This window comes from Baekduia alba (assembly GCF_028416635.1).
GTDB lineage: Bacteria > Actinomycetota > Thermoleophilia > Solirubrobacterales > Solirubrobacteraceae > Baekduia > Baekduia alba.
In genome coordinates, this window is record NZ_CP114013.1 from 1809355 (window position 1) to 1835488 (window position 26134).

The window sequence follows — 26134 nt, forward strand, 5'->3', positions numbered from 1 at the left end:
CGCGCTGCGTGACCTCATGCGCCCGATCCCGCGCTCGTCGGCATGCACCGCGGCCCGCGGGGATCGGGGTGTCGCCGGCGGGCGGGGAGTGATCAGGCGGCGGGCGGAGGCTCCGGCGCGTGGTGCCGGTGCCGCCATCCGACGATCGCTCCGACGCCCAGGGCGCCGACGGCCGCGCCCAGCAGCGCGGCGAGCCACGCCGGGAGCCCCTCGGTGTCGTCATCGGTGCTCGTGGCCTCCGGCGCGCCGAGCTCCGGCGCCGGAGAGGCGGCGGCGGTGACGGTCCGGACGACGGTCGTGGTGCCGGTGTCGTCCGCCGCGAGCGCTCCGGCCGCGGCGCCGACGGCGGCTGGAGCGACCTTGGAGTCGGAGTCGGCCTCGGTGGTCACGGTCTTCGCCGGCGCGGTCACGGTCTTCGTGACGGTCTCGGTCTTCGTCTTGGCCGGCGCCGTCACGGTCTTGGTCTCGGCCGGCGCGGTCACGGTCCGCGGTGCTGCGGCCACCGTGGACAGCGCCTGCGTGACCGCGTTGGAAGCCTCACCGCCGCGCTCGCCATCGCCGCAGCCACCGATCAGCAGCGCGCCCGCGATCAGCATGACGGGAACGGGCCGGAGGGCGACGGCGACCATGCGCGGAGCATCGGCGGCCGACGGGCCGGATGCGAGACGGCGCGCACGAGACGATCGGACCGGTGTGCACCCCGTCGAACGGCGGCGAGAGCGAGGAGGCGGCGCGTTGACGTCGTCGCGCGTCATACGGATAGGACGATGTGGACGACCTCCGCCCGGACCTACGGTTGCCGCGACCACCGACGAAGGGAAGCGTGCCATGGGCGACGATGTCGAACTGGAGGAGATGGGCCCGGTCGACTGGATCGTGCTCGGCTGGCCGGGCAAGCGGCCCGACGGAGCGGACATCGCGCCGCTGATCGTGGACCTGTCCGATCGCGGCATCATCCGCGTGCTCGACATCGCGTTCGTGTCCAAGGACGCCGACGGGACGACGACCGCGTTGGACCTCGACCACCTCGGCGCCGACAGCCCTTTCGCGGTCTTCGAGGGCGCGTCCTCGGGCCTGGTCAGCAACGCCGACCTCGAGGAGGCGGCTGCGTCGCTCGACCCTGGCGACTCGGCCGCGATCCTCGTGTATGAGAACCGGTGGGCGGCGCCGCTGGCGATCGCCCTGCGGCGCTCGGGCGGCCTCCTGCTGGCCGACGGGCGCATCGAGATCCAGGCCCTGATCGCGGCGCTCGACGCGCTCGACGCGGCCGCGAGCTAGGAGGAGAAGACGAATGCCAGGACTGCTTCGCGGCATGGCGCGCACGGCCGTCGTGGCCGGCACGGCGACCGCTGTCAGCAACCGCGTCTCACGCCGGCAGGGCAACCGCTGGGCGCAGCAGGGCGGCTACGAGCAGGCGCCCGAACCCGCCTACGAGCCGCCGCCTCCGCCGCCGCCCGCGGTCGACCCGATCGAGCAGCTGCAGAAGCTCGCCGCGCTGCACGAGCAGGGCGTGCTCACCGATGAGGAGTTCGCGATCCAGAAGAACAAGATCCTGAACGCGACCTGACGCCGTCGTGCCCGCCTCCACCCGGAGGCGGGCCTACGCCCTTGCTCGTCTGCGCCGGCACGGGAATCGTTGATCGCGTCCGTGCCCGCCTCCGCGACACTGCCGCTGCACGCAGCCCCCGCGCCTCCGCGCGCCGGGGAGATCCCGCGCGATCGACTGACGCGCCGGTTGCTCGGTGCCCGCGAGTCGGTCGTCGTGGTGCGCGCACCGGCCGGCTACGGCAAGTCCACGCTCTTGGCGGCATGGGCGCGACAGGACCCACGCGCGTTCGCCTGGCTGCCGCCGGGCGGGGTCGTCACGGACGCGCGCGACCGCGTCTTCGTCATCGACGGCGGGCCGGCCGGAGCCCGTGACCTGACCGTGCTCGTCCGGCGCCTGGGTCCGGGCTCTCGACTCGTGGTGGCCTCGCGCACGACGCCGCCGCTCGGCCGGCTTCGCGCCCAGCGCGACGTCCTCGAGATCGGCCCGGCCGACCTCGCGATGACCCGCGGGGAGGTCGCCCGGCTGCTCGACGAGGCGAACGCGCCGGTTGGGGCTGCGCCGCTCGACGCGCTGCAGCGCACGACCGAGGGCTGGCCCGCGGTGCTCTCACTCGCCGCCCAGTCGCTTGGGCGCTCCAACGACCACGCGGGCGCCGCCCAGCGCTTCAGCGCCTCGGATCCCTACGTCGCCGACTACCTCGCCGGCGACGTGCTGGCGGCGGTGCCGGCTCGGATCGTGGCGTTCCTGCGCCGCTGCTCGCTGTTGGACGTCTTGGACGTCGATCGCTGCGACGACCTGCTGAGCGGCCACGACGCGGCCGCGCGACTCGACGAGGTCTCGCGTTCCGGGCTGCCCGTCGCGACCGTCGGGCATGGCGACCCGGTGCGGCTGCGTCTGCATCCGCTCGTCGGGCAGTTCCTGCGCGACGAGCTGCGCCGGCGCGAGCCGGCGAGCGAGCGCCTGCTTCGACGGCGTGCCAGCCGGTTGTACGAGGCGCGGGGCGATGTCGAGGCGGCGGTCGCGCACGCGGTCGCCGGTCGTGACGTCGCGCGTGCCGGCGACCTGCTGTGGCGGCGCGCGGCGACGTATGCGTGGGACGGCCGCTCGACCGAGCTGGGGCGGTGGCTCGACGCGTTGCCCCCGGCCGCGGCCGAGCGCCACGCGTCCGTCGCGCTGACCGTCGCGATGCACGCCGCACCGCGTCTGGCGTTGGGGCGGGTGGATCGGGCGCTGGCGGCGGCGGAGGCCACGCTGGACGACGCGCCCGCGCGGCAGGCGCGGTCGCTGCGCGCCGGGGCGTGCGCGCTGCGGGCGTTCACCACGGGAGACGGCGGCGCCGGGACGTTGCGCGCCGCCGCTGCCGAGGGGCGCGCGGCCGGCGAGCCGGTGGGCGCGCTGTCCTGCCTGCTCGACGGCGCGGGCCGGATGCTCGCGGGCGACGTGGCCGGCGCGATCGATCCCTTGGAGGCCGGCGTCCGGCGCGCGTTCGTCGTCGCTCCCGCGATCGCCGCGCTGTGCGAGGCCGACCTCGCGCTCGTCGCGCTCTGCGGCGGCGACCCCGACGAGGGCCTGCGTCGTGTCGAGCGCGCGCGGGCCCGCGTGGCCGCGCACGGCCTCGGCGACCGAGCGACGATGGGCGTGATCGTGGCCGTGGCGGCCTTCGCGGGTGCCGTCGCCGGCCGCTTCAAGCAAGCGAGCGCCGACGTCCAGGCGACCACGGCGATGCTGGCGGGTCGTGACGCGGTTCCGCCCTGGCTCCAGGTGCAGGTCAGCTTCGCGCTCGCGCGTGCGCTGCTCCGGCTCAGCGACGTGCCGGGCGCACGGGCATGGCTGTCCGACGCGCGGCGCCTCACGACGCGCATGCCCGACGCCCATGGGCTCGCCGCGTGGGTCGGCGAGGCCGAGGTGGCGCTGGCGACGACGGCGCGCCGGGCGGAGCAGGAACGCGTCGGCGTGCTCACGCCCGCCGAGCTTCGCGTGCTGCGCCATCTGCCGAGCCACCTGTCGTGCCGCGAGATCGCCGTGGTCGAGCAGGTGTCGGCGAACACCATCAAGTCCCAGGTGCACGCGGTCTACCAGAAGCTCGGCGTCGCCACGCGCTCGGCGGCGGTCGGCCGGGCGGTCGAGCTGGGGCTGATCGAGGCGGCCCCGCGGACTCCGGCGTCGGCTCAGGAGGCGGGCTGACCGGACGTCGTGCCGGCACGACCCGCGCGCGGTGGTCCATGCCCTTGTCGTGCCGGCGGCGGTCACGGACCCTTGTGCGAGCGATGTGCCCACCCCTCGACCCAGGCCGCCCAGCGGTGACGGTCCTGGCGGTCGACGACCAGCCGGTGTTCCGCCACACGGCGCGCGAGCTCATCGCGGCGACCGACGGGTTCCAGCAGCTCGCCGAGGCCAGCTCCGGCGAGCAGGCGCTGGCGCTGGCCGCCGAGCTCCACCCGGACCTCGTGCTCGTCGAGGTCCGGATGCCGGGGATGGACGGCATCGAGACGACCCGTCGCCTCATCGAGCAGGAACCGGGCGCGGTGGTGATCCTGGTGTCGTTGGAGGCGGTGATCGACCTGCCCGAGGCCGTCACCCAGGTCGGCGCGGCCGCGCACATCCGCAAGCAGGAGCTCTCACCCCGCGCGCTGCGAGCGCTGTGGCGGGCCCATGGGCACCGGCGCGCGACCGAACACGCACGTGCCGACCCCGGGGTGTGACACGACGTGCAGCACCCCGTCGATGGCCGCGAGACGGTCGCGCATGTTGGTCATCCCCGCGCCACCCTCCAGGGCCGCGTCGTCGGCGGCGCCGCTGCCGTCGTCGCGGACGTCGAACCAGACTTCTCCACGCGTGTCGCCGTCGACGCGCACGCGGACGTGGCGGGCTCCGCTCGCGTGCTTGGCGACGTTCTGCAGCGCTTCCAGGATGCAGAAGTAGATGGCGCTCTCGATCTCGGGTGGATAGCGCCCGACGCTCTCGTCGGTCATCTTCACCGGCAGGCCCGAGCGGGCCATGGCTGAGTGCAGCGCCTCGACCAGCCCGCGGTCGGCCAGCAGTGGCGGGCGCACCCCGTGGGCCAGCGCCCGCAGCTCTTCCAGCGCTTCCTCGGCCGAAGCCTCGAGCTCGCGGATCCGGGCGGTCGCACCTGCGGGATCGTCGTTGAGCATGTCGTGGACGAGGCTGAGCTCGATGCGCAGCGCGACGAGCCGTTGCTGGGCGCCGTCGTGGAGGTCGCGCTCGATGCGCCGCCGCTCGGTGTCCGCGGTGGCGGCGATCCGCGCGCGTGACTCACGGACGGCCACGGCGGCCGCCGCGGCCTCCGCCTCGAGCCGTCGGTTCTCGAGCGCGATCGCGACGAGCGCCGCCGCGGCTTCGAGCAGCTCGGGTCGGTCGGCCAGGGCAGCGTCGGCGGTGAGCGCGCCAACGGCCTGCCCGCGCCCGTCGCGGACCAGCTGGACGCAGCGCTGCGTCGTCGCCGACGGCGTCTGGGTCGGCTCGAGGTGCACGTCCAGCCATGGGCCCGCGATGGGGTCGGCGGGGAGGGAGAGGACGGCGAGGCGGAGGGTCGCGTCGTCGAGCGCCTCGGCGACGGTGCGCTGAAGCGCCGGGAGCCCGGTCGCGCTGCGAACGGACGCCGCCAGCGTTCGCAGTGAGCGCTCAGCGGCCAGGCGCATGCGGACCAACCCCACCAGGAACGCGATCGCGATCGCGGGCGTCGCCCAAGCGATCAGCGTCGCGCCGGCCTCTACGACGGCTTCGGCGGCGCCGGCTTGGCGGGCGACGATCAGCGAGCCGACGAGCGCCTCGCGCACCACGCCGATCAGCAGGACCGGCACGAGCGCCTGCCGTTGGACCGCGCTCGCCAGCGTGATCCGCTCGCGCAGGCGGACGAGGACGAGGCACATGACGGTGAACACCAGGACGCTGCCCACACCGAGGAACCCCGACTTGGCGAAGGCCAGCTCGTGCCCGGAGGCGAAGAAGACGTTGCGCGGGCAGTCGTGGGTGCAGCTCGTGTACGGGCTGGGGACCTGGAAGCTCTCGGTCAGCAGCAGCGTCGGGAGGTAGAAGACGCCGACGACCGCCGCCATCGCGCCGGCCAGCCGTCGGTCGGCTGCCGCGCGCAGCGGGCCGTCGGGGAAGGCGAGCAAGAGGATCACGAGCAGGATCTCGAGCGTCCACCCGGCGGCACGCCCGACGCTGTAGAGGGTCGCGTCGCCGGACTCGGCCAGCGTCGTGACGAACGACACCAAGCCGACGAGCATGAGCAGACGCGCGAATCGTTCGAACGGCTTGACGCCCCAGGCGTAGAGCCCGGCCGCCAGGGGGGCGGCGACCATCGTCGCGCGCAGCAGCCCCGTGATGTGCTCGCCGGTTCGGGCGGATCCGCCGAGCACGGCGGCGGTCGCCACCAGGACGAAGGCGCCGGCGATGCCCAGCACCGCCCGCGTGACGTGCAGGCGCGCGTACGTGCCGAGCTCGCGGGCGTAGGCTTGGGCTTGGGCGCCGTTCATGGCAAGGCCTGCACCGTCGCCTGAAGGTGCGTGTCGCGCAGTGTGCCCGAGTGCCGACCGTCTGGCCAAGACACCGGATTCCGCCGCCTTAAGCGTCCCCGTTGCGGACGACGAGGACCGGCCGACGCGACTCGTGGAGCAGGCGACGGGTGGTCGAGCCCAGCAGGCGCGCCTTGACGGCGCCCAGCCCGCGCGAGCCCACGACGATCAACGCCGCGTCGCAGCGTTCGGCGACGGCCATGACGATCTCGGCCACGCTCGCGTCGTCGCGGGCGGGCACCGCTTCCGCGGTGGCGCCGAGCCGCTGGGCCATCGCGACGCCCGCCTCGGCGACGGCGGTCGCGTGGTCGCGCTGCAGGCGGTCGACCGTCGCGACTTGGGCCGGGTCGGGAACCGCGAACGACAACCCGGCCGTGTCGGTGGGGCTGAGCATCGCGGTCGTGAACCCGGGCTCCCACACGCTGACGATCACCAGGTGGCGGGCGGGCAGCTCCGCGACGGCCGCCCGCAGCGCGGTGGCCGACGGCACCGAGCCGTCGAACGACACCACGACCGGACGAGCATCCTCAGCCATGACGGGCGAAGGTCGCGGCTTCGGTCGTGGTCCAGCCGCTGGCGTCCTGCCAGGGAGAGAAGGGGTAGCCGGCCGCGACGACCATCCGGTCAGGCTCGTGCGGTCGCCCTGCGGCGGCAAGGGCGTACGCACGGCACCGCACTGGGGTGCGGGCGCGTCAGTGCAGGGCGGCCTTGGCCGCGATCCACGCGCTGCGAGCAGGCCAACGGCGACAGGTCCACCACCAACTCCGCCGCGACGCCCCGGAACGACGAAAGCCCCGCAAGTGCGGAGCTTCCGTTCCATGCGCCGAAGAGGACTCGAACCTCCACGGGGCAATTGCCCCACAAGGCCCTCAACGATGGCGAAAGGAGTCGGCCTCGCTCGAAACCAGGGAATCGCCGCTGGCCAGCGGGGTTCGGATGGGTGCTCACCGGGGCTGTGTGTGGGGCACGGTGTGGGGGCACAGACACCTGAGGGGCGAATCTGGGGCTCGTCGACCTAGGGAGGAGATGAGCGATGACATCCGGTGCCCCTTCGAGTTCGAAACCGGGGTGGCGGCCCTGTGATCTTCGCCCGCTGGCGCGATGACGACGGCGCCCAGGTCGAGCCTTCCCTTGGTCCTGGATGGCTGGTGAAGGACGGCGACGTTGACGCCAAGTCGCGCGGCAAGAGCATCGGCGGGTGAGCCGACAAGCGGGGCAGGCCTCCCGATGGCGTGCTGACCTGCGCGCCGCCCGGCGGCGCTTGCGCTCGCGCTGCTCGGCGGTCACCGCCGCCCCGGCCGCTGCCGCGGTGCCCGGCGACTCCGATCCAGCGTTCGGCGACGCGGGGCAGACCGCGATCCCGGGCTTCACCTTCAACCTGATGGCCCCGACCACCTTGGATTGCACCTTCGCCGGTCGGTCTGGCCCTCGTCGCGGCCCTCGGCTACGGACTGGTCCAGCATCGCCCGGCGAGCTTCGCGCGACCCGAGGTGGCGGTCGCCGCGGGCCTCGTCTCGGCGGGCGCGGCGCCGGTCGCGCTGCGCGGCATCGACGTCCGCAACGTCTGGATCCGCGCCGACGGGACGCAACTCGAGCTGCTGTCGGGGCTCGCCGCCAACGGGCACCTGCCGAGCCGCGTGGCCGATGTCCTGTCGCTCTCCCGGGTCGCGGACGCGCACGAGCGCCTCGCGGCTGGCGGCCTGCGGGGGGGCGGATCGTGCTCCTGCCGACTGCATGAGCGCCGGCGGGGCTGGAGATCGCCGGCGCCCCTGAAGCGCGTTCGCCACCGTGGGGCCGCGTCGGCCGCCTCGAGCCCGTCAGACGATCACGCTCACGAGCGCCGCCGCCGCAGCGACGAACAGCAGCGCGGTGACGAGGCGCTCATCGATGCGAGACGCGAGCCGGCGCGCGGCGTGGACGCCCACGAGCGCGCCCGCGGCTGTCGCGGCGGCCAGCGTCGGCAGGACGTCCGGCGGGCGGAGCTGCCCTCCGACCGCGAGCGTGGCCACGCCGAGCGTGCCGAGCGCCAAGAAGAGCACCGCGAGCGTGTGCCGACGAGCGCTCGGCGTCGTGTCCTCCCCGGTCAGGCGCAGGACGAGCGGCGGGCCGTTGAGGCCCGTCGACGTCGTCAGGGCTCCGGCGAGCAAGCCCGCGGCCGCCGCCGGGATCCGCCACGCGACCGGACCGGCGAGGTGGCGCTGGCGCAGCGCCGCGAGCACCAGCGCGGCGATCCCGATCCGTACGACATCGGCGGGCACCCGCGCGAGCGCGAGCGCGCCGATCGGCAGGCCGACGACCGCCCAGCCCAGCAGCACGCCGGTCTCACGGCGGAGCCCGGCAGGGGCGCGCCGGGCGGCGAGCACCATCGTGGCGTTGACGACGAGGCCGAGCAGCCCCACGGCGCTGACGGCGGGTTGCGGCGCCAGCAGGGCCACCAACATCGGGGCGGCCAGGAGGGCGAAGCCGAAGCCGGTCAGCGCTTGGGCGAACGCCGCGAGGCTCACGGTCACCGTGAGCACGACGTCGGTGACGCTCACTCCACGACGCGGTCCGCGCGGTGCGCCCCGTAGAAGCTCGACTGCCGCCGCATGAGCTCGGACGCCGGCGTGCCGCGCTGGACGCCGTAGACCGTCTGAGGGAAGTCCAGGTCGCGCTGCACGGCCCAGATCTCGTCGTGGCGGTTGGGCGGGAGGACGTGCGCGGGATCTCCGACCGCGATCCAGCCGATGGGAACGGTCGTGTCGGGCTCGAGCACGGTGTTGACGTGGACCACGCCGTTGATGCGCACCTCGCTGCCCGTGCCGATGACCGAGCCGGGGAACACCGCGGCGCCGGTCGCGAGGAAGCAGCCCGTCTCGACCTGGGCGCCGTTGACGTGCGCGTGCGGGCCGACGAGGACGTCGTCGCCGAGGCGAGCGTCGTGGCCGGCTCGACCGCGGATCAACGCGTGCTCCATCACGACGCAGGACCGACCGATGGAGACCGCTCCATCTTCGGCGGTCACCACCGCTCCGAAGAGGATGCGCGAGTCGGCGCCGACCTCGACGTCGCCGCACAGGACGGCGTTCGGGGCGACATAGGCGGTGGGATGGACGCGCGGCTCACATCCGCGGTGCTCGATCAGCATGCACCCACGATCGCCGAGGGCTAGGCTCCCGGCAACCTCATGCGTCCCACGAGCCGGGACACCGTGACCGCACGCATGCTGCGGGTGTTGGAGGCCGCCACCGAGTCGGCGCGCCCCTTGAGCGTGCGCGAGCTCGCCGAACGCGCCGACGTGCCGCGGTCGACGGCGCATCGGCTTGCGAACGAGCTCGTCGCCTGGGGCGGTCTCGAGCGCGGCCCTACGGGGTTGCGTCCAGCCCTCAAGCTGTTCGAGCTGGGTCAGCGCGTGCCGCGCCAGCGCCGGTTGCGCGACGTCGCGCTGCCGGTCATGCACGACCTCCACGCGGCCACGGGCCGCCTCGTGCAGCTCGCGATCCTCGACGGAGCGGACACCGTGTGCCTCGAGCAGCTCGCGCCACGGGGTGGACGGCCGATCCCTTCCCGGCCGGGCGGCCGTATGCCGGCGCACGCGACGGCCATGGGGAAGGTACTGCTGGCCCACGCGCCCGCGGCAGCTCGCGAGGGTGTGGTGCGCGCGCCGCTGTCGGCCGTGACGCCTCAGACGATCACGACCCCGCCGCGCTTGCGCGCCGAGCTCGCGCGCATCCGCCGACGTGGCTACGCGACCAACCACGAGGAGAGCCAACGCGGGCTGCATGGTGTTGCGGTCCCCGTGCGAGCCGGCGAGGACGTCGTCGCCGCGCTTGCCGTGTCGGTGCGCACCGCCGCCGAGCTCCCGCGCGTGACCGTCGCGCTGCAGGCCACAGGGCCTGCGATCACCCGGGCGCTCGGCGCCTAGATGAGTTATTCCACGGGCGGTTGGTCGTGGCGTGGACCCCGTCGGCGTTGTCGGTTAGGCCGCTGGGATTGACTGGTCGATGGGATCCTGCCGGGTGGCGGCGACGGCCGCCGGGGTCTTGTAGCCGAGGCCTGAGTGGGGTCGGTCGTGGTAGTTGTTGGCGTAGGTGTTGATCTTGGTGCGGGCCTCGTCGAGGGTCTCGAACTCTTCGCGCCAGACGCAGCGCTGCTTGAGCTTGGAAAACCAGGACTTCGATGAAGGCCTGGGATTCGCCGGCGCGACGATGGGCGATCCCAAGCTCTGAGAGCCGCGCCCGGAACGGCCTGGAGGTGTAGGCGGTGCCGTTGTCGGTCCCCAACGTCAGCGTGCCTGGACTGATCCCGCGCTCGGCGACCGCGGCATCGACGACGGCCAACGCCTCGCTGGCGCGGCAGCGAACGTCGATCGCCCAGCCGCAGATCGCGGCGATCGCGGCGACCATCCGACTGCCGTCGGTCGGGTTCTCGCGGGCGACCTGCAGAACCGCAAGGTCAACATCATCAAGTGGCCGGCGCTGCCCGGCCGGCGTCCGGGCAGGGCGTCGGTAGATCGCCTGGCGACTGATCCCAGCGACCCGCGCGACGACCGCTGCAGGACGTCCTTGCGCGACCAGATCGCAGGACCGGGCGACGCGCTGTCTCACTCCCAGCCCCGCAAGAGTTCCCCCGCGATCTCGACCTCCATCGTCTTGCGCCCCAACGCCCGCTCAAAGCGGCTGATCTGGCGACGCAGCTCGTCAGCCTCGGTCCGTTCGGCCTTGCCCTGCAACCGCTCAGCGCCGGCCGCGAGGAACTGCTCGCGCCACTTCCTGAGCAGGCTGTCGGCGATGTCGTGCTCGCGGCAGAGCTCGGCCATCGTCTTGGGGCCGCGCAACGACGCCAGCACGATCTCGGTCTTCTGCTGGGCGCTGAACTTCCGGTACTTCCTCGTCTCGCTCAACTCGATGCTCCGTTGATGTTGAGCGGCCGATCCTGGGCTCTGCACCGGACGCGAGTCAGAACACTCACGCGCTCAAAACAGAGAACAGGAACTGTCTACGCAAACACGGGGTCCACGCCACCCTCGACGGCGTACTCGTCGCTCTTCCGAGACGACATCTCGGGGCTGGTTTGTGGGATGAATACGTGGGATGAACCCCCAGAATCGGGTTCCAATCCACACTTCGGTCTGGTCTCTAGAACGAAGAAAGCCCCGCATTTGCGGGGCTTTCATCTTATGCGCCGAAGAGGACTCGAACCTCCACGGGGCAATTGCCCCACAAGGCCCTCAATCTTTGAGAACGGGGTGGGCGCCCCATGGCTAGGCGAAGTTGCGCCCGTGCAGGCGGTTGAGACCGGTCCTCGTCGGTCGAGTGTGTGGGGCACGGTGTGGGGCACGGGCCCTGCCGGTTGAGTATCACTATCCGTCCCGGCGCCTCGCAACAACGCCTCGCCAGCTCGAACGAAGCGAATGGATGGTCTGGATCGCCGGGGCGGTCGTGTCGGCGCCCGACCGAATCGGCCACGTGAAGCCCAGTCCTGTTGCCTTCTTCCCACCGGTGCTGCCGTCGACGAGGAACGGAGCGAAGTCCGCGGGTTGCTCCGGTACCTCGACGAGGATGAGCTCGCGATCGCGAAGGGGCGTGATATCGATTCGCACGCCGACAGGCGGCGGATGGATGACCTGAGACACCACGTGCCGATATTCCCGCTGATTGACCGCGCCCGAGACACAGCCATTGAGCTTCACGATCTCCTCGCCACCTCCCGGGCGCCGCTTGGTCACAGCGCCGAGGACAAGGAGCCCGCCTCCGGCGTTCGCCATCGCGGCGACGTCCTTACCGAGTTCGAGCTGCTCGGGGACTTCGTCAAGCCGGTAGGGCACGCTCTTTGCTGCGAGCCACTGTCCTTCGTACTCGCCCAGCAGGATCTCGGGAGCGCCGGTTCGAATCAGGGCGGCAACGTTGCTCGCGTCGAGGTCACCGGCAAGGATCGCAGCAACGATCGCGCGTGCTCGTTCGCCGACCTCAATCAGCTCACCGACCGTCTGGCCTCGCCACGGAAGCCACGTCGTGAACGTTCCTCCGGACCCCGAGCGAGTGACGTACCACTCGATGTCGCCCGCGGCTCCATCGAGTCGGGTTGCGGCAGCTTCGACTGCTCGCTCGACCTCCTCCTCCGACGTCCTCGGCGACGCTTCGATCTGGCACTCCACCACCAGCTCGCCGCCGGCCCAGACAAGCCCGACCGGCCGATAGGGGGTGAACAAATCGATGCTGAAGTCTTCTGGCAGTAGAGGGCTAAGCCGGAAGGTGATGACCTGGTCGATCCTCGTGAAGGCATCTAAGCGTCGTAGAGCAGCGCGAAGCGATGCGACGCTCGCGGGGGCGAGGACATTTGACGCGGTCAAGAAATAGGTGTCGTCGGCCTTGACGACACCGTGCCCTTCGACGACCGAGCGTCCAGTGCTCCGAATCGAACCGAACACGAGCTCCGGCCATGAAGGCAGTGCCTAGTCGCTTTCGGAGGCGGTGTCGGGGTCGTCGCTTTCTCGGTCTCGGACTTGCGGTACGGGACTAATGGTGGATGAGTCGGGTCGTCCAGGCTCATCTCGCGTGCGACCAGCACGATGTTGTTTGGCGGCGCTTCGAGCACGCTGTCGATGAGCACGACCTGGACATCCTTCATCGGCCCTTCGAGCAACTTGTATAAGTAGCGGAAGAACCCGTGGATCACCGCTGAAGCGTGGCGTCGGAGCTCCGTCTGTTCCGCGGCACACGAAGGGGTGTCAGGCCAGCGAGTACGAAGAGGTGATCGCTCAGCGTCACGGGAACCGCGGGATCCTGATCCCCGCCGCTGGCTTGGAGCGGGACGGTCTCGTTGTGTGGTTCCTCGTCTTCCTCCGACCAGCTGAGCACGACGTTCGACTTGTCCGCACGGTTGCGGGCGACGCGAACGTCGTGATCTCCCACTCTCAGGCGGAGCACGGCCGAGACAAGCTCACGTCCTGGAGGGCGGGAGTGAACTCCGTGACGTCGTCGCCGAGGCACCAGTCGACCAGCCGGGCGATCGACGACTTCCCAGCTCCGACTTGGCCGTGGATGAACGTCAGCTGAGGCGAAAACGAGACAACCACTCGGGCATCCTTGAAGGTGATCTCGAGTGAGTGGAGGTGGACCTTCACGGTGTGATCTCCTCCCGCAACCGCATGTCCGCGATCTCGGGGAACGTGTCGTAGACGAATCGCATCAACGCCGTAGCCGATTGGTTGAAAGTTCGTCTTGAGCAGCTTCGCGCGCCGTGCGAGGTCGGTGTACGCCGGGTCGCCACGAAGAGTGCGGGCGGCGTTCAACCCCGCGTCGGCCACGCCGATGTGCACCGTGGTACCTCTCACGGTGACGTGGACAAGGCCGAGCCCGACCAGCTCGTTCAACAGCTCGCGATAACGGCCGTCCCACGGTCCGTAGCGATAACGCACCATGCGCGACTCGACGCTCAAGCGTTCCTCGTCGCGTACCTCCACACGTTCCGGGTGAGCCTTCCGGTTGGCGTTGTCGGCTTCGGCGCGATCGGCCAGACCGTCGCGCGCAAGGCCCAGGGGCTCGACATGAAGGTCATCGCCCACGTCGCCGACGAGGGCCGCGTCCGCGACGCGGGGGTCGAGCCGGTCTCGCTGGATGAGCTGGCGCGCCGCGCCGACGCCATCTCCGTGCACGTGCCGCTGATCGATAGCACGCGCCACCTGGTCGACGCGGAGTTCTTGAAGGCCATGAAGCCGACCGCCTACCTGCTCAACGCGGCGCGGGGCGCGATCGTCGACCTCGACGCGCTCGCGCAGGCGCTGGCCGACGGCACGGTCGCGGGCGCGGGGATCGACGTCTTCGAGCCCGAGCGGCTGCCGGCCGACCACCCGCTCCTGCACCAGAACCGGTTGCTCGCCACGCCGCACACGGCGTTCTACTCCGAAGAGTCCATGCGCGACCTCGCGCGGCAGGCGGCCGAGAACGTCGCGGCCGTCCTGCGCGGCGAGCAGCCCGCGGCGACCGTCAACCGCGCGGCCCTGGCCGCCGCCGGCTGATGCGCTTCGACCATGTTGGGGTTGTCGTCGCCGATCTGGACGCAGCCTGCGCCTTCGCCCGCGACGTGCGCGGGCTCGGGGGCCCGGCGACCGAGGCGTGCGCTTCCAGGAGCCGGTCCGGCCGGTGGAAGTCGCCGGGCGGCATCACCTCTGGACGGTGCCCGAGACCTCCGGCGGCTTCATGGTGCAGTTGACCGAGGCGCCGGCGCCGTGACGGCCAGCAGCTCCCGGAGGTCGACGGCGTCGTCGGCCACGTCCGCGGCGCACGGGGAGAAACCGGCGGCGAGGAGCTTGCGCGCGGCCAGGTGGTCGCGCAGGCGGTTGATCGACTCGACCGTGACGAGGCGCTCACCGCAGTAGCAGAAGACGGAGTGGCCGTCGGCGTCGGGGTCGCCGCGCAGGACCATCCGGTCGTGGCCGTCGAGGAGGCCCGCGATCTGGAGCTTGGCGTCGTGCTGATCGGTCCAGAACCAGGGGACGGCGTCGTGGGGCGCCGGCTCGCCGGTGATCGCCGCGGCGACGGCGCGCGCCTGGTCGGTGGCGTTCTGCACCGACTCGAGGCGTACAGGTTGCCCGGACGGCAGCGGGAAGCGGCAGCAGTCGCCGATCGCCCAGATGTGCGGGTCCTCGGTGCGCAGGGTGGCATCGACGAGCACGCCGTCGTCGACGGGTAGTCCGGCCCGCTCGGCGAGCTCGGTCGCCGGCGCGACGCCGACGCCGACGACGACCAGGTCGGCCGGCAGCACCTCCCCGCCGGCGAAGAGGACGCCGGCCGCGCGGCCGTGGCCGTCATCGACGATGCGCTCGATCAGGACCCCGGTCCGGACCGAGGTCCCGGCGCGCTCGTGCCGACCGACGAGGTGGGCGGCCGACGCTTCCGACAGGGCGCGGCCCATGACGCGGGGCGCGACCTCGAGCACGGTGATCTCGGCGCCGTGCTTGCGCGCGCCGGCGGCGACCTCCAGGCCGATGAAGCCGGCGCCGGCGTCGCCCGAGCATCCGTTGTCGGAGCGTGAGTCCGTGACCGTGACCGAGATCGCGCCCCACCCGATGATCATGCTCGACGTCCCGCCGAGCAAGGACTACTACAACGACCTCTTCCGCATCGCGGGCGCCGAACCCAACGTCCGCCACTACGCCTCCAGCTACGAGCTGGTCCGCGCGCTGGTCGGCCGCAACCTCGGCTGGGCTCCGCTCCTGAGCCGGCCGCAGGTCGACCGCAGCTACGAGGGACGGCCGCTGGTCCAGGTGCCGTTCAGCGATGAGCCGCTGGCCAACCAGTTGGTGCTCGCGTGGCCCGCCGGCATCCGCCTGACGCGGCGGGCGCAGGCGTTCGCGGAGCTGTGCCGGCGGGTGGTACCGGCCGCTGGGTGACGCTGCTCTGTCGCGTAGAGACCGGGGCGTTGCTACGAGAAGGCTCTGGGCGCGTGCGGCGACGACACGAGGAGCGGACCGACATGACGGCAACGGATCTCATACCAGCGCCACCGCTGACGCCCCCGCGACCTCACGCCTCGCCCGCACGGAGGACGCGTCACGTCGGCAGCTTCCGGCAGCGGCGTGCCGCTGTCGGCGACGCCAGGGAGATCGACGGTGTCTACAACGTCGACGATCAGCTCGAAGTGCGGCTGCTCGACGACCTGCGCCGCGACGACGCCGACATCCGCGGCATCGTCCTGCAGATCCTGATGTGGGACGTCGAGGTCCCCGCCGACCTGATCGACGTGAAGGTCACGGACGGGTGGGTGACGCTCAAGGGCGACGTCAGCTACCAGTTCGAGAGCGACGCTGCGTTCGAGGACGTCGCGGGCCTGCTCGGCGTGGTCGGCGTCACGAACCAGATCCGGGTCACCACGCCCTGATGCGGCACGCCGGCGTGGGTCTCGTACGGGCCCACGCCGGCACACAACCCCAGGGAGTGCTCCGTCGTGAAGAAGCTCATCGGTCAGGAACGCGGTCACCGCTGTGTACCGCGCAGGGCGATCGACCCAGGCCGACCACTCCAGCTGACGGAGATGGCGCGCGCGACTGTGCCCGGCCCAGGAACCGCGCGGCGTTGTCGCCTGCTTGTGGTCGACGGGCGGTGCGGCCATGCTGAGACGATGAGCGATGGACCGGCCGCCGAGGCTGGGGAGCGCAAGCGCCACGCCTTGCAGCTGTTCTCCGGCCTGCCGCGCCATTACGACCGCGTCGGAGCGGCATTGAGCTTCGGACAGGATCCGCGCTGGCGCCGTGCGATGGTGGCCGCGGTGCGCGCCGGTTCGCGAGACCGCGTGCTGGACGTCGCGACCGGGACCGGCATGGTGGCTGACGCGCTCGTGCGCCGATACGGGTGCACGGTCGTCGGGCTCGACCAGAGCGAGGCGATGCTCGGCCGGGCACGAGCGCGCGTGCAGGCCGATGACCTTCTGCGGCCACGCGTCTCGCTGGTCGTCGGCGAGGCCGAGCGCCTGCCGTTCGCCGACGGGGAGTTCGACCACCTGACCTTCACCTACCTGCTGCGCTACGTCGACGATCCCGCCGCGACGGTTTGCGAGCTCGCGCGCGTCGTACGGCCGGGCGGGCGTATCGCCTCGCTGGAGTTCGGGGTTCCGTCCGCGCCCCTCTGGCGCGCGCTCTGGAAAGCCTACGCGCGCGTCGGGCTGCCGGCGCTCGGGCGGCTGGTGTCGCGCGAGTGGCGCGACACCGGAACGTTCCTGTCGCGCAGCATCCCTGACTTCTACGCGCACCGGTCGCTGGCCGACCTCGCGGCGCTGTGGGAGCGGGCGGGGATCGCCGACGTGGACGTCCGGCCGATGAGCCTCGGCGCCGGCGTGGTGATGTGGGGCACTCGGGTCGATGAGCGCACGCCGACCGCCTGACCGACCAGCGTTCTACGCGCTGCGACCCGGAGGCTGGCGCGATCTGGTCACGCTCCTTCACCCGCCGTACACGGCGTGGCATCTGAGCTACGTCGCGTTCGGTGCTGCCGCGGCGCCGACCGTGCACGACGACCGCTTGGCCGCCACGCTGCTGGCGTTCTTCCTCGGCGTAGGCGTGAGCGCCCACGCGCTGGACGAGCTGACGGGCCGGCCGCTGGCGACGCGGCTGTCTGACGGCGTGCTCGTCGCGCTGGCGGTCGCCGGCCTCGTGGGCGCGGTGGCCATCGGCGTCGCGGGCACGATCATCGTGTCGGCCGGTCTGGCGGTCTTCGTGGTGGCCGGCGCGTTCATCCTGATGGCCTACAACCTCGAGCTGTTCGGCGGTCGCTTCCACTCAGGTGTCTGGTTCGCCCTGGCGTGGGGCGCCTTCCCGGCCCTGACCAGCTACTGGATCAACGCCCAGCAGCTGCGCATCCAAGGACTCCTGGTCGCGGCGGGATGCTTCGGGCTCAGCGTGGCGCAGCGCCGGCTGAGCTCCCCGGTGCGCGAGCTGCGCCGACGTACCGTCGGGCTCACCGGCACGCAAGAGCTGGCCGACGGCACCCGGCGCGAGCTTGACGTCGCGGCGCTCGCGGCGCCCCTGGACGGTGCGTTGCGCGCGTCCGCGGCGGCCCTGGTCCTGCTCAGCGTGGGGCTGTTGATCCCTCGGCTCTGACCGCCCGCGGCACAGCGAGGGTCAGTGGCTCGGCCGCGACCAGGCCTTGGAACGCGGCGATGAGCGGCCCGAACCTGCGCAGGTACAGGCGAGCACGGCGGTCGACGGCGTGGATACGGACCTCGCTGATCAGCGACGCTCCCCGTTCGCTCGCCTGCACCCAATTGGCGAAGAGCACCCGCACCGCTCCGGGCTCGCGCCAGCCCAGGAACGCTTCGGGGTCGGCCAGCGGCGCGAACTGGCCCCGCGGGCTCCAGATCCGCCCGCACAAAGCCGACAGCCGGAACGTCGGACCGCGGTCGAGCACGGTGAACGGCGCGGTGGCGAAGAGCTCGTCGAACGACGCTCCAGACGCGACACCCGCGATCCGGGCCGGGATCAGCCGACCCAAGACCCGGCAATCCTTGACCCGCACGCCGCCGGCGGCCGCCCACAGCGCCCGTTCGCCGACCGGTGCGTCGCGCCGATGACGCGTGCGAACCAGCGGTGCGCTGATCCAACGATCGAGATCAGGGACGATCATTGCGCGCCGATGTCCGGGCGCGTCGGGTGTTGCGGCCGGCGCGCAGAGAGGCCAGCACGGCCAGTGCGATCGCGATGGTGATGTAGAAGACCCCCGGCCAGGACGCCCACTCGGTGAGCGACGAACGCCGATGAGGCGAAAGCAGCAAGGCCATCGTGAGAGCTTTGTGGTCGCACGCCAGATCCTTATACCGCCGCCACATCCGCGGCAGACATTGATGGTCATGCACAACGCAGATGACCCTGCTCCCCGCACGTGGGCGACCACCACTTCGAGCACCCGACCGTCGCGCCCGTGACGCGCCCCGTGCCCGCCGCGAACGGAGCGTGGTGACGCGGCTGGTCAGCCCTCGACACGCGAGCCCATCGTGATCGTGCGGTCGCTGGGCAGGCCGAAGGAGGCGGCCGCGGCCGGATCGATCAGCCGCAGGTCGTGCAGGCGCAAGCTCGGGGAGTGTTGTTCGCGAGATCTGGGCGGAAGCGCGATCATCGCCAACGGAGCCAGTCGGAACCCTTGGCAGTCGCCAACGTGCTCAGCGCGCGGATCGGGAGGGCGTGACCCGCGCGACGATCCGGGGGTAGAGCTTCGGGATCAGGCGTACGAGCTTGTCGATGGCCTTGGCGTCGTTGCCGACCAGGACGCGGGGCTGGGCGGCGGCGACGCCGTCGAGGATGGTCTTGGCGGCGGCGTCGGGGCTGAGGCGCAGGAAGCGCTGCTCGTAGTCGCGGGCGCGCTTGACGTCGGCGGCGCTGAGCTCGACGCCGGAGGCGCGTGCCGAGGCCATCGCGTTGTTGGTGATGTTGGTTTTCACACCGCCGGGGTGCGCGACCGTCACGCCGACCGGGACGCCGTCCTGGAGCATCTCGATGCGCAGCGCCTCGGTGAAGCCGCGCACGGCGAACCGAGGTCCTGGATCGTGAGGTCGAGCTTGGAGGACAGCGCGGGCGAGGCGGGCAAGTCCACCAGGTTGGTCGCGGTCAGCTTGTAGGTCGCGGCGAGATCGCCCGCGCGCGCGTTGCTCGCGGCGATCACATCGACGTCGCCTTCTAGGACAGGGAGGCCGTGCTTCAACACAGCGAGCGTGAACACGCGCCGGTAGAGGGTCACGGTCCACGGGCGGCTGGCGCCGAGCGGCTCCGGCGGTAGACGGCGGGGCAGGTGAAGCCAGTACGTGCGGCTGTATCGTGATGCGATCGCCGCCATCGCGTCTCTAGGCGATCGAGGTAGCAGCGCATCTCGGCAGCAGTGTCGGCGCAGTCCAGACCCTTGCCGATGCGTTCGAGCACATCGCGATGGAGCGGCCCGGTCGGGGCGACGATGCGCTCGGCAAGATCTCCCAGGCCGGCCTCGATCTTGGCGATCCGGGCGGTGACCGGATCCGGACCGACGGTCGGCACCTCGCCGTGCTCACGCGACATCGGCAGGGTCTACCACGCCATGTGGTTGCGCAGGAGGCCTAAGTCGCCGCAAACGGCTGTACGCTCCCCGCACGACCCGAGTTTCGGCCAACGTTTCGGCCAAAGCAGGGGATTTGCTGTTCTCGGTCGCGGAGCCACGAACGACGGAAGGCCCCGCCGTGTAGAGCCTTCCAGGATGGGTGCGGCGGGTTTCGAACCTGGACCTCTCCGTGTGAAGCGCGATCAAGACCCTCGGGAGCAGACGCCGGAGGGCCGTTTGTTCTGATTTCCCCGGCGATTCTCGCTCGCGGGATGCCGGCGGCAGATCTGCGCAGTTCGCGGTCGATTCGCGGCGATTTGGGGACTGCTGCCCATACGGCCTTCACCGCCTTTGAGCCCTCGGTCTCCGTCGAAGCAGCGGCTTGGGCCTGACCGAACGTGGTGTCGTCGTCACCATTCGCTAGCGCGCCCGGCCCGGGGCGACCGTGCGTGACACGTCCAGCGCCCCCGCTGGAGCAGCCCGTCGCCGGAGCAGCGACTTGTTGCCCTCGATGACGATCGGGAGCAGCGCGGCGAGACCGAGGCAGGCGAACCACTGCCGGGCCGACAGACTCTCGGTCTGCAGCGCGTCCTGAAGGGTGGGGAGCTGGGTGGCGAGCAGGATCATCACCGCCGGAACGAACGAGATGGCCAGCGCGCGGAGGATCGGGGGCGCAAGCCCGCTCGCCGGGTCGCGGCGGTTGGTCAGCGCGTTGAAGATCGTGCCAAGTCCCATGACGGCGAAGGTCATGGTCATCGAGACGCTGGGCGCGTTGACCTTCGGGTCGTCAGGCCCGATGACGAGGGGCAGCAGCGCGGCGACGAACAGCGCGAAGGCGTAAATCACCCATGAGGTGATCGCCGCCCGGTTCGCGATCGGCAGCTTCGGGTCGCGCGGAGGCCGGCTCATGACGTCCGGGTCCCCCGGATCGACGGCGATGACGACGACGCCGGCTGCCGTCACGAAGAAGAGCAGGTAGAGCACCATCAGCGGGTTGAGCGCGACTCCGTCGTTGATGTCGAAGGCCGTGGCGGCGATGAAGAGCATGACCAGGGCCAGCAGCTGGGTCATCTGGTAGCGGACGTAGGCGACGACCTTGTCGTAGACCCTGCGCCCGAGCTCGACGGCGCGCACGAGCGTGCCGAAATTGTCGTCGGTGAGGATCATCCGCGCGGCCTGCTTGGTGACCTCGCTACCGCTGCCCATGGCCACGCCGATGTCGGCCTGCTTGAGCGCGACGGCGTCGTTGACCGCGTCGCCGGTGGCGGCGACGATCTGCCCCTCGCGCTGCATGATCTGTGCGAGGCGCAGCTTGTCCTCCGGGGTCACGCGCCCGAAGACGTGCAGCTGGCTCAGCTTCTGCGAGACCTCCTCGTCGGTGAGCGCCTGGAACTCGGTGCCGCTGATTGCCCCCGGCCCGAGCCCGAGCGACGCCCCGATCGCCCCGGCCGTGATCGCGTTGTCGCCGGTGATCATCCGCACGCTGATCCCGGCGTGCAGCGCGGTCGTCACCGCGTCCTTGGCCTCGGGGCGCAGCGGGTCGATCATCCCCGCCATCCCGACGAAGGCCAGCTCGCGCGTCAGGGACATGGGGTCGCTCGTCATGGCCTCCATCTCGCCAGGGGTGATGAGCCGCGCGGCGAAGGCGAGCACTCGCAGTCCCTGCTCGCCCATGCGTGCGTTGGCCGCGTCGAGGTCGGACCGGACATCGGCGATCGGCACCTGCGAGCCGCTCAGCGGCCCGCCGGCCATGGTGCAGCGGTCGAGGACCACGTCGGTGCCGCCCTTGACCAGCTCGATCACGTGCTCGGTCCTTTCGAGCGTGACCCGGTGGAAGGTGGCCATGAACTTGTAGTCGGAGTCGAAGGGCACCGCGGCGAGGCGCGGGTAGGCCCGCCGGGTCTCCTCGGCGTTGACGCCGAGCTTGGCCGCCAGTACGACCAGGGCGGCCTCGGTCGGGTCCCCGACCACAGTGCCGTCGTCGGAGACGGTGGCGTCGCTGTCGAGCACGAGCCCGAGCGCGAGCCGCGTGAAGTCCGGGACGGGCACGCCGGCGACGGACTCGATCGCGCCGGTCTTCCCGTAGCCGCTCCCGCCGACGTTGAACCAGGCGCCGTTCGCGTAGATGGTCGAGACCATCATCTCGTTCATCGTCAGCGTGCCGGTCTTGTCGGTGTTGATCGCGCTCGTCGCCCCCAGCGTCTCGACGTCGGTGAGGTTCTTGACGACGGCGCGCGCCTCGGCGAGCTGCTTGGCTCCGAGGGCGAGCAGCCCGGAGACGAAGGCTGGCATGCCGGTCGGGATCGCCGAGATGGCCATCGCCGTGCCGAGCAGGACCAGGTCGTCGAAGTCGAGCCCGCGGAACAGGCCGACGACGACGATGAAGGCGACCGCCGTCCAGGCGATCAGGCCGAGGACTTTGGTCAGAGAGTCGAGCTCCTTCTGAAGCGGCGACCGGACCCGCGTCACCGAGGTGAGCATCGTGGCGATGCGGCCCATCTCGGTCTCCATCCCGGTGGCCGTGACGACCATCGCGGCGGTGCCCCGCGTCACCGACGTGTTCTGGAAGAGCATGTCGGTGCGGTCGCCGAGCGCGGCGTCGCCGGCGACGGGCGTCGCGTCCTTGGCCACCGGCGCGCTCTCCCCGGTCAGCGCGGCCTCCTGCGTCTCCAGGGTCGCCGAGCGGATGATCCGGCCGTCCGCCGGGAGGATGTCGCCGGCCTCGACCTCGACCAGGTCGCCGGGCACGATTTCGGCCGCGGGGACCTGCGCCACAATCCCGTCGCGCACGACCCGCGTCTGCGGCACCTGCATCTTCGAGAGAGCATCGACGCTCTCGCGGGCCTTGAGCTCCTGGCGCGTCCCGAGCGCGATGTTGAAGAGGATCAGCAGCCCGACGAGGATCCCGGTCGGGACCTCGCCGATGACGAAGCTCACAACTGTGACGGCGATGAGCATGATGTTCATCGGCTCGCGCAGCTGCTCGAGCGCGACCGCCCACGCCGAGGGTTGTACCTCGCCACGGATCTCGTTGGCGCCGTGGCGCGCCAGCCGGCTCGCGGCCTCGGCCTGGCTCAGGCCGCGGTCGGCGTCGCCCCCCAGGGCGGCGACGACGGCGACCTGGTCCTGCGCGAACCACTGGCCCTCCTGGCCCGGCGCGGCGGGCGGGTTCTCCAACCCGGTCATGCTGGCGATCCTTCACCTCCCACGGGCGGCCCGCATCATCCTCTGAGGGTGATGTCGGCCCGCGGGCAGGGCGGGAGGCTTCCGGCATGCCGAGCACGCGCCGGGCCAGGCTCATCCAGCAACTCACGGTCGAGCCCGGTCGCCCGGCCGCGCTCGCCCAACGGGACACTGTGCGCCTCGACGACCCCGAGTACGAAGCGCTCACACACGACGAGGTCGAGGCCGAGGCGCAGGCGATCCTCGCCCGTGACCGCGAGCAGCTCTCGCGCGCTCAGGAGCAGCTGTGGGCCAGCGGCGACCGCGCGCTCCTCGTCGTCTTCCAGGCGATGGACGCCGCCGGCAAGGACAGCGCGATCGGGCACGTGATGTCCGGCGTGAACCCCCAGGGCGTTCAGGTCGTGTCGTTCAGGAGGCCGTCGTCGGAGGAGCTCGACCACGCGTTCTTGTGGCGCATCGCGCAGGCGACGCCGGCGCGCGGCCGGATCGGGATCTTCAACCGCTCGCACTACGAGGAGGTCGTCGCGCTGCGCGTGCATCCCGAGTGGCTGGCCGCCCAGCGCCTGCCGGACGGTCCCGAGAGCCCCGGCTTCTGGGAGGGGCGCTGCGAGGACATCAACGCGTTCGAGCGCCACCTCGACCGCTGCGGCACCAAGGTGGTGAAGTTCTTCCTCCAGGTCTCCAGGGCCGAGCAGAAGAAGCGCTTCCTCGCGCGGCTCGAGGACCCCCACCGGGAGTGGACGTTCAACGCGGCGGACGTCACCGAGCGCGGCCGCTTCGACGAGTACATGGCCGCCTACGAGCAGGCGCTGACCGCCACGTCGACCCCGTGGGCGCCGTGGTACGTGATCCCCGCCGACCACAAGTCGCTGACGCAGGCGCTCGTCGCGGCGATCCTCGTCGACACGGTCGAGGGGCTCGACCTGCGCTGGCCGACGGTCTCGCCGGACCAGCACGAGGCCAACGTCGCCGCCCGGCGCGAGCTCGAGGCGGAGACCCTCACCCCGCCGCGCTGACCGCGGCTCGCACGTCGGAGTGGATGTGGCCGGCGCCGATGCGCTCGACGACGCCGTCCGCCTCCAGCACCGCGCGGACGGCGGCCTTGACGGCGGCCAGGCGGATCGTGACGCCGTGAGCGTCGGCGAGCGTCCGCAGCTCGGCCAGCTTCGCCGTCCCCTGCGAGTCGACGAAGTCCACGCCTTCGAAGTCGAGGACAACCGTGCGCGGCGGCGGATCGCTGTGCTCGACGATCTCGCGGAGCCGGTCATGCAGCGCATCGGCGGTGGCGAAGAACAGCCCGCCGTCGAGGCGCACGATCGCCAGGCGGGGGAAGGTCTCGTCGCTCGGGTGCCCGTCGACCTCCCGGAAGCCCCCGGTCCCGGGGTCGCGCCCGAGCAGGGGCATGGCTGGCGCCGTCGCCACGTACACGAGCCACGCCAGCGAGAGCGCGACGCCCACCACCACGCCGGCGAGAACGCCGACGGAGAGCACGCCGACGATGGCGGCGCAGGCGATGAGGAAGTCGAACCGCTTGACCCGGTGGAGGCGGCGCAGCTCGGGGATGTCGATCATGCCCATGACCACCGCGTCGATGATGAGCGCCGCCAGCACCGGTTTGGGCAGATCGGAAAACACCGGGGCGAGGACGAGCAGCGTCAGTAGGACCAGGCCGCCGGTCGTCAGCGAGGCCAGCTGCGTGCGCGCCCCGGCGGACTCGTTGAGCGAGCTCGCCGACAGGCTGGTCGAGACCGGCATCCCCTGGAAGGCGCCCGCGCCGATGTTCGCCATGCCCTGCGCGAGCGTGTCCTGGTTGACGTCGACGCGATAGCCGTGTCGTGTGGCGAAGGCGCGCGCGTCGCCGGCGGTCTGCGAGAAGCCGACGAGCAGCAGCCCGAACGCCGCCGTGCCGATGGTGGCGAGGTGGTCGGCGATCAAATCGCCGTTGGGCAGCGCCGGCGCGGGCAGGCCGCTCGGCACGTCGCCGACCAGGGCCACGCCGTGGGAGCCGAGGTCGAACAGCCCCGAGGCCACCAGGCCGCCGACCAGGAGGACGAGCGCGCCGGGTACCTTGGGCGCCACGATCCGCAGGCCGAAGACGACGGCCAGCGCGGCGAGCCCGACGACGACCGTCGTCGAGTCGCGCTGGTCGAGGCCCTCGACCCACGACGAGAGCTCCCGCCACGCGCTGTCGCCTTCGGCGTCGCTGCCGGTCAGCTTGGGCAGTTCGCCGATCACCACGTCGACGGCGGCCCCCGCCAGGAAACCGGTGACTACGGCCTTGGAGAGGAAGTTGGCGATCCGGCCCAGCTTGAGCGCCCACATGACGAGGAAGAGCGCCCCGGTGACCAGCGTCATCGCCGCCACCAACTCGGCGGCCTGTCCGCCCGTCACGCCGGTGGCGAGTACGGCGCCGCCGGCGATCGCGGCCAGGCCCGAGCTCGGCCCGGTCGAGATCTGCCGGCACGTGCCGAACAGCGCGTAGACGATCGCCCCGGCCGCGGCGGCGTAGAGGCCGTTCTCGACCGGGATCCCCGCGATGCCGGCGTAGCCCAGGTTCTTCGGGACGATCAGCGCCGTCACCGCGATCCCGGCCGTGACGTCGCCGCGCAGCAGCCGGCGGTCGTAGTGCGGCAGCCAGTCGCGGATCGGGAGCAGCATCGGCTCAGGCGATGCCGGCGAGCACCTTGAGCTCGCGCGGCAGGCTGACGTTCGCCCGCGCGTCGAAGCCGAGCTCGCGCACCGTCGCTCGCACGAGTTCGCCGTCCTCGGACTCGAGCGCGATCGTCCGCTGTGCGCCGTGCTCGCTGCGCACCGCGGAGCGCTCGGCCATGCAGCCGCCGAGGCTGTAGTGCGTGCGGTGCTTGTGCACGCGGACGGGGAGGAGCTCGGGGTGCGGCCTGATCAGCTCCTCGACGAGCTGTTCGCGCGTGTACTCGTCGCGCTGGAGCGGCAGGAACGTGACGCCGAGCGCGTGCGCCACCACGTCGACGGCGTCGCCGGACAGTGGGTAGGGCGCTTTCAGGACCGGCTTCCAGCGCTGGAGGGCGTCATCGCTGAGCTCGACGACCGTCTTGATGTCGACCAGCCCCGCGCGGACCTTGACCGAGGCGTCGCTGTGCGGCGACACGAGGTAGGTCTCGTCGCTCTCGTCCACCTGCTCGGCCGGGAGGGCGTCGAACCGGCGGTCGACATCGGCGTCGAATCGCGCCGCGAAGGTGCGCCACTCCCAGCGCGGGACGATGGGGGTGGTCACGCGCGGTCTCCTTTCCCGCCCGGCGGGCGTTTCTCGGGTCCAATCCTGCACTCTCCCTAGCTGACGGGCAAGGCGA

The 26134-nt window shown here is 71.7% G+C and carries 29 protein-coding genes; 11 read left to right on the top strand and 18 right to left on the bottom strand.

The features are described 5' to 3' along the window. Positions 1–92 precede the first annotated feature (92 nt). Positions 93–629 carry a hypothetical protein gene (locus DSM104299_RS08970; RefSeq protein ID WP_272476958.1) on the bottom strand — a complete coding sequence of 179 codons (537 nt, stop codon included), beginning with the start codon at positions 627–629 and terminating at the stop codon, positions 93–95. Between the two features lie 199 nt (positions 630–828). Here DSM104299_RS08970 and DSM104299_RS08975 point away from each other — a divergent pair, with 199 nt between their 5' ends. The 4 genes from DSM104299_RS08975 to DSM104299_RS08990 all read left to right on the top strand — a co-directional run bounded on the left by DSM104299_RS08975 (position 829) and on the right by DSM104299_RS08990 (position 4251). Beyond that, positions 829–1278: a DUF6325 family protein gene (locus tag DSM104299_RS08975; RefSeq protein ID WP_272476959.1), complete on the top strand. Its 450-nt coding sequence runs from the start codon at positions 829–831 to the stop codon at positions 1276–1278. A gap of 13 nt (positions 1279–1291) precedes the next feature. Next, positions 1292–1567 carry an SHOCT domain-containing protein gene (locus tag DSM104299_RS08980; RefSeq protein ID WP_272476960.1) on the top strand — a complete coding sequence of 92 codons (276 nt, stop codon included), beginning with the start codon at positions 1292–1294 and terminating at the stop codon, positions 1565–1567. Positions 1568–1735: 168 nt separating this feature from the next. Then, positions 1736–3733 (top strand): winged helix-turn-helix domain-containing protein, encoded by a 1998-nt coding sequence (locus tag DSM104299_RS08985; protein ID WP_272476961.1) that lies wholly within the window; start codon positions 1736–1738, stop codon positions 3731–3733. A gap of 116 nt (positions 3734–3849) precedes the next feature. Beyond that, entirely contained in the window at positions 3850–4251 is a 402-nt protein-coding gene (locus DSM104299_RS08990; protein WP_272476962.1) for a response regulator, read from the top strand. Here the strand turns inward: DSM104299_RS08990 and DSM104299_RS08995 are convergent. The 4 genes from DSM104299_RS08995 to DSM104299_RS09010 form a co-directional block, all read right to left on the bottom strand. Beyond that, positions 4168–6048 carry a sensor histidine kinase gene (locus tag DSM104299_RS08995; RefSeq protein WP_272476963.1) on the bottom strand — a complete coding sequence of 627 codons (1881 nt, stop codon included), beginning with the start codon at positions 6046–6048 and terminating at the stop codon, positions 4168–4170. The genes DSM104299_RS08990 and DSM104299_RS08995 overlap by 84 nt on opposite strands. Before the next feature lie 88 nt (positions 6049–6136). Beyond that, positions 6137–6622, bottom strand: coding sequence for a universal stress protein (locus DSM104299_RS09000; protein ID WP_272476964.1), 486 nt, complete (start codon positions 6620–6622; stop codon positions 6137–6139). A gap of 1282 nt (positions 6623–7904) precedes the next feature. Beyond that, entirely contained in the window at positions 7905–8624 is a 720-nt protein-coding gene (locus DSM104299_RS09005; protein WP_272476965.1) for a sulfite exporter TauE/SafE family protein, read from the bottom strand. After that, on the bottom strand, positions 8621–9214 hold the full coding sequence (locus DSM104299_RS09010; RefSeq protein ID WP_272476966.1) for a gamma carbonic anhydrase family protein: 594 nt from the start codon (positions 9212–9214) through the stop codon (positions 8621–8623). Before DSM104299_RS09010 ends, DSM104299_RS09005 begins: the two co-directional genes overlap by 4 nt. Positions 9215–9277: 63 nt before the next feature. Here DSM104299_RS09010 and DSM104299_RS09015 point away from each other — a divergent pair, with 63 nt between their 5' ends. Beyond that, complete coding sequence (locus tag DSM104299_RS09015) at positions 9278–9991, top strand: IclR family transcriptional regulator (protein ID WP_272476967.1); 714 nt, start codon at positions 9278–9280, stop codon at positions 9989–9991. A 54-nt stretch (positions 9992–10045) separates the two neighbouring features. Here the strand turns inward: DSM104299_RS09015 and DSM104299_RS09020 are convergent, their stop codons facing one another. From DSM104299_RS09020 to DSM104299_RS09035, 4 genes are all read right to left on the bottom strand, one after another. Continuing rightward, positions 10046–10288, bottom strand: a complete 243-nt coding sequence (locus tag DSM104299_RS09020) for an integrase core domain-containing protein (RefSeq protein WP_432419764.1) — start codon at positions 10286–10288, stop codon at positions 10046–10048. 381 nt (positions 10289–10669) lie between these two features. Then, positions 10670–10969 carry a transposase gene (locus tag DSM104299_RS09025; RefSeq protein ID WP_272473636.1) on the bottom strand — a complete coding sequence of 100 codons (300 nt, stop codon included), beginning with the start codon at positions 10967–10969 and terminating at the stop codon, positions 10670–10672. Between the two features lie 459 nt (positions 10970–11428). Next, complete coding sequence (locus DSM104299_RS09030; protein WP_272476968.1) at positions 11429–12496, bottom strand: AlbA family DNA-binding domain-containing protein; 1068 nt, start codon at positions 12494–12496, stop codon at positions 11429–11431. Positions 12497–12982: 486 nt separating this feature from the next. After that, complete coding sequence (locus DSM104299_RS09035; RefSeq protein ID WP_272476969.1) at positions 12983–13507, bottom strand: AAA family ATPase; 525 nt, start codon at positions 13505–13507, stop codon at positions 12983–12985. A 33-nt stretch (positions 13508–13540) separates the two neighbouring features. Between DSM104299_RS09035 and DSM104299_RS09040 the strand changes: the two genes are divergently transcribed. After that, entirely contained in the window at positions 13541–14086 is a 546-nt protein-coding gene (locus DSM104299_RS09040; RefSeq protein ID WP_272476970.1) for an NAD(P)-dependent oxidoreductase, read from the top strand. Positions 14087–14265: 179 nt separating this feature from the next. Here the strand turns inward: DSM104299_RS09040 and DSM104299_RS09045 are convergent, their stop codons facing one another. After that, a complete protein-coding gene (locus tag DSM104299_RS09045) occupies positions 14266–15144 on the bottom strand; it encodes an NAD(P)/FAD-dependent oxidoreductase (RefSeq protein WP_272476971.1) in 879 nt (292 codons plus the stop codon). On the opposite strand from DSM104299_RS09045, the gene DSM104299_RS09050 reads away from it, so the two are divergent. The 4 genes from DSM104299_RS09050 to DSM104299_RS09065 all read left to right on the top strand — a co-directional run bounded on the left by DSM104299_RS09050 (position 15107) and on the right by DSM104299_RS09065 (position 17662). Then, a complete protein-coding gene (locus tag DSM104299_RS09050) occupies positions 15107–15460 on the top strand; it encodes a LysR substrate-binding domain-containing protein (RefSeq protein WP_272476972.1) in 354 nt (117 codons plus the stop codon). The genes DSM104299_RS09045 and DSM104299_RS09050 overlap by 38 nt on opposite strands. A gap of 83 nt (positions 15461–15543) precedes the next feature. Continuing rightward, a complete protein-coding gene (locus DSM104299_RS09055; RefSeq protein ID WP_272476973.1) occupies positions 15544–15948 on the top strand; it encodes a BON domain-containing protein in 405 nt (134 codons plus the stop codon). A gap of 66 nt (positions 15949–16014) precedes the next feature. Beyond that, the gene (locus DSM104299_RS09060; protein WP_272476974.1) at positions 16015–16947 is read left to right on the top strand and encodes a class I SAM-dependent methyltransferase; all 933 of its coding nucleotides are present in this window, start codon (positions 16015–16017) and stop codon (positions 16945–16947) included. After that, on the top strand, positions 16925–17662 hold the full coding sequence (locus DSM104299_RS09065) for a hypothetical protein (RefSeq protein ID WP_272476975.1): 738 nt from the start codon (positions 16925–16927) through the stop codon (positions 17660–17662). Before DSM104299_RS09060 ends, DSM104299_RS09065 begins: the two co-directional genes overlap by 23 nt. Here the strand turns inward: DSM104299_RS09065 and DSM104299_RS09070 are convergent. The 6 genes from DSM104299_RS09070 to DSM104299_RS09095 form a co-directional block, all read right to left on the bottom strand. Beyond that, positions 17631–18053: a hypothetical protein gene (locus DSM104299_RS09070; RefSeq protein ID WP_272476976.1), complete on the bottom strand. Its 423-nt coding sequence runs from the start codon at positions 18051–18053 to the stop codon at positions 17631–17633. The two genes, DSM104299_RS09065 and DSM104299_RS09070, sit on opposite strands and share 32 nt — an antisense overlap. 118 nt (positions 18054–18171) lie before the next feature. Next, complete coding sequence (locus DSM104299_RS09075; protein ID WP_272476977.1) at positions 18172–18339, bottom strand: hypothetical protein; 168 nt, start codon at positions 18337–18339, stop codon at positions 18172–18174. Positions 18340–18717: 378 nt separating this feature from the next. Further along, on the bottom strand, positions 18718–19080 hold the full coding sequence (locus DSM104299_RS09080; protein ID WP_272476978.1) for an SDR family oxidoreductase: 363 nt from the start codon (positions 19078–19080) through the stop codon (positions 18718–18720). After that, positions 19017–19274 carry a hypothetical protein gene (locus DSM104299_RS09085; protein ID WP_272476979.1) on the bottom strand — a complete coding sequence of 86 codons (258 nt, stop codon included), beginning with the start codon at positions 19272–19274 and terminating at the stop codon, positions 19017–19019. The genes DSM104299_RS09080 and DSM104299_RS09085 overlap by 64 nt, the downstream gene beginning before the upstream one ends. Positions 19275–19288: 14 nt before the next feature. Further along, positions 19289–19603 (bottom strand): hypothetical protein, encoded by a 315-nt coding sequence (locus DSM104299_RS09090; RefSeq protein WP_272476980.1) that lies wholly within the window; start codon positions 19601–19603, stop codon positions 19289–19291. A 439-nt stretch (positions 19604–20042) separates the two neighbouring features. Then, positions 20043–22808 carry a cation-translocating P-type ATPase gene (locus DSM104299_RS09095; RefSeq protein ID WP_272476981.1) on the bottom strand — a complete coding sequence of 922 codons (2766 nt, stop codon included), beginning with the start codon at positions 22806–22808 and terminating at the stop codon, positions 20043–20045. Positions 22809–22894: 86 nt separating this feature from the next. Here DSM104299_RS09095 and DSM104299_RS09100 point away from each other — a divergent pair, with 86 nt between their 5' ends. Then, the gene (locus tag DSM104299_RS09100) at positions 22895–23821 is read left to right on the top strand and encodes a PPK2 family polyphosphate kinase (RefSeq protein WP_272476982.1); all 927 of its coding nucleotides are present in this window, start codon (positions 22895–22897) and stop codon (positions 23819–23821) included. Here the strand turns inward: DSM104299_RS09100 and DSM104299_RS09105 are convergent. Both DSM104299_RS09105 and DSM104299_RS09110 read right to left on the bottom strand, forming a co-directional pair. Further along, positions 23805–25463, bottom strand: coding sequence for a SulP family inorganic anion transporter (locus tag DSM104299_RS09105; protein WP_272476983.1), 1659 nt, complete (start codon positions 25461–25463; stop codon positions 23805–23807). The genes DSM104299_RS09100 and DSM104299_RS09105 overlap by 17 nt on opposite strands. Positions 25464–25467: 4 nt before the next feature. Next, complete coding sequence (locus DSM104299_RS09110) at positions 25468–26058, bottom strand: hypothetical protein (RefSeq protein WP_272476984.1); 591 nt, start codon at positions 26056–26058, stop codon at positions 25468–25470. Positions 26059–26134 lie beyond the last annotated feature (76 nt).

Coding starts and splice junctions, on each gene's coding strand:
- DSM104299_RS08970 (WP_272476958.1), bottom strand. CDS start 629: ATGGTCGCCGTCGCCCTCCGGCCCGTTCCCGTCATGCTGATCGCGGGC.
- DSM104299_RS09000 (WP_272476964.1), bottom strand. CDS start 6,622: ATGGCTGAGGATGCTCGTCCGGTCGTGGTGTCGTTCGACGGCTCGGTG.
- DSM104299_RS09100 (WP_272476982.1), top strand. CDS start 22,895: ATGCCGAGCACGCGCCGGGCCAGGCTCATCCAGCAACTCACGGTCGAG.
- DSM104299_RS09065 (WP_272476975.1), top strand. CDS start 16,925: ATGAGCGCACGCCGACCGCCTGACCGACCAGCGTTCTACGCGCTGCGA.
- DSM104299_RS09055 (WP_272476973.1), top strand. CDS start 15,544: ATGACGGCAACGGATCTCATACCAGCGCCACCGCTGACGCCCCCGCGA.
- DSM104299_RS09045 (WP_272476971.1), bottom strand. CDS start 15,144: ATGATCATCGGGTGGGGCGCGATCTCGGTCACGGTCACGGACTCACGC.
- DSM104299_RS08995 (WP_272476963.1), bottom strand. CDS start 6,048: ATGAACGGCGCCCAAGCCCAAGCCTACGCCCGCGAGCTCGGCACGTAC.
- DSM104299_RS09095 (WP_272476981.1), bottom strand. CDS start 22,808: ATGACCGGGTTGGAGAACCCGCCCGCCGCGCCGGGCCAGGAGGGCCAG.
- DSM104299_RS08975 (WP_272476959.1), top strand. CDS start 829: ATGGGCGACGATGTCGAACTGGAGGAGATGGGCCCGGTCGACTGGATC.
- DSM104299_RS09090 (WP_272476980.1), bottom strand. CDS start 19,603: ATGTCGCGTGAGCACGGCGAGGTGCCGACCGTCGGTCCGGATCCGGTC.
- DSM104299_RS09105 (WP_272476983.1), bottom strand. CDS start 25,463: ATGCTGCTCCCGATCCGCGACTGGCTGCCGCACTACGACCGCCGGCTG.
- DSM104299_RS09010 (WP_272476966.1), bottom strand. CDS start 9,214: ATGCTGATCGAGCACCGCGGATGTGAGCCGCGCGTCCATCCCACCGCC.
- DSM104299_RS09075 (WP_272476977.1), bottom strand. CDS start 18,339: ATGGCCTTGCTGCTTTCGCCTCATCGGCGTTCGTCGCTCACCGAGTGG.
- DSM104299_RS08980 (WP_272476960.1), top strand. CDS start 1,292: ATGCCAGGACTGCTTCGCGGCATGGCGCGCACGGCCGTCGTGGCCGGC.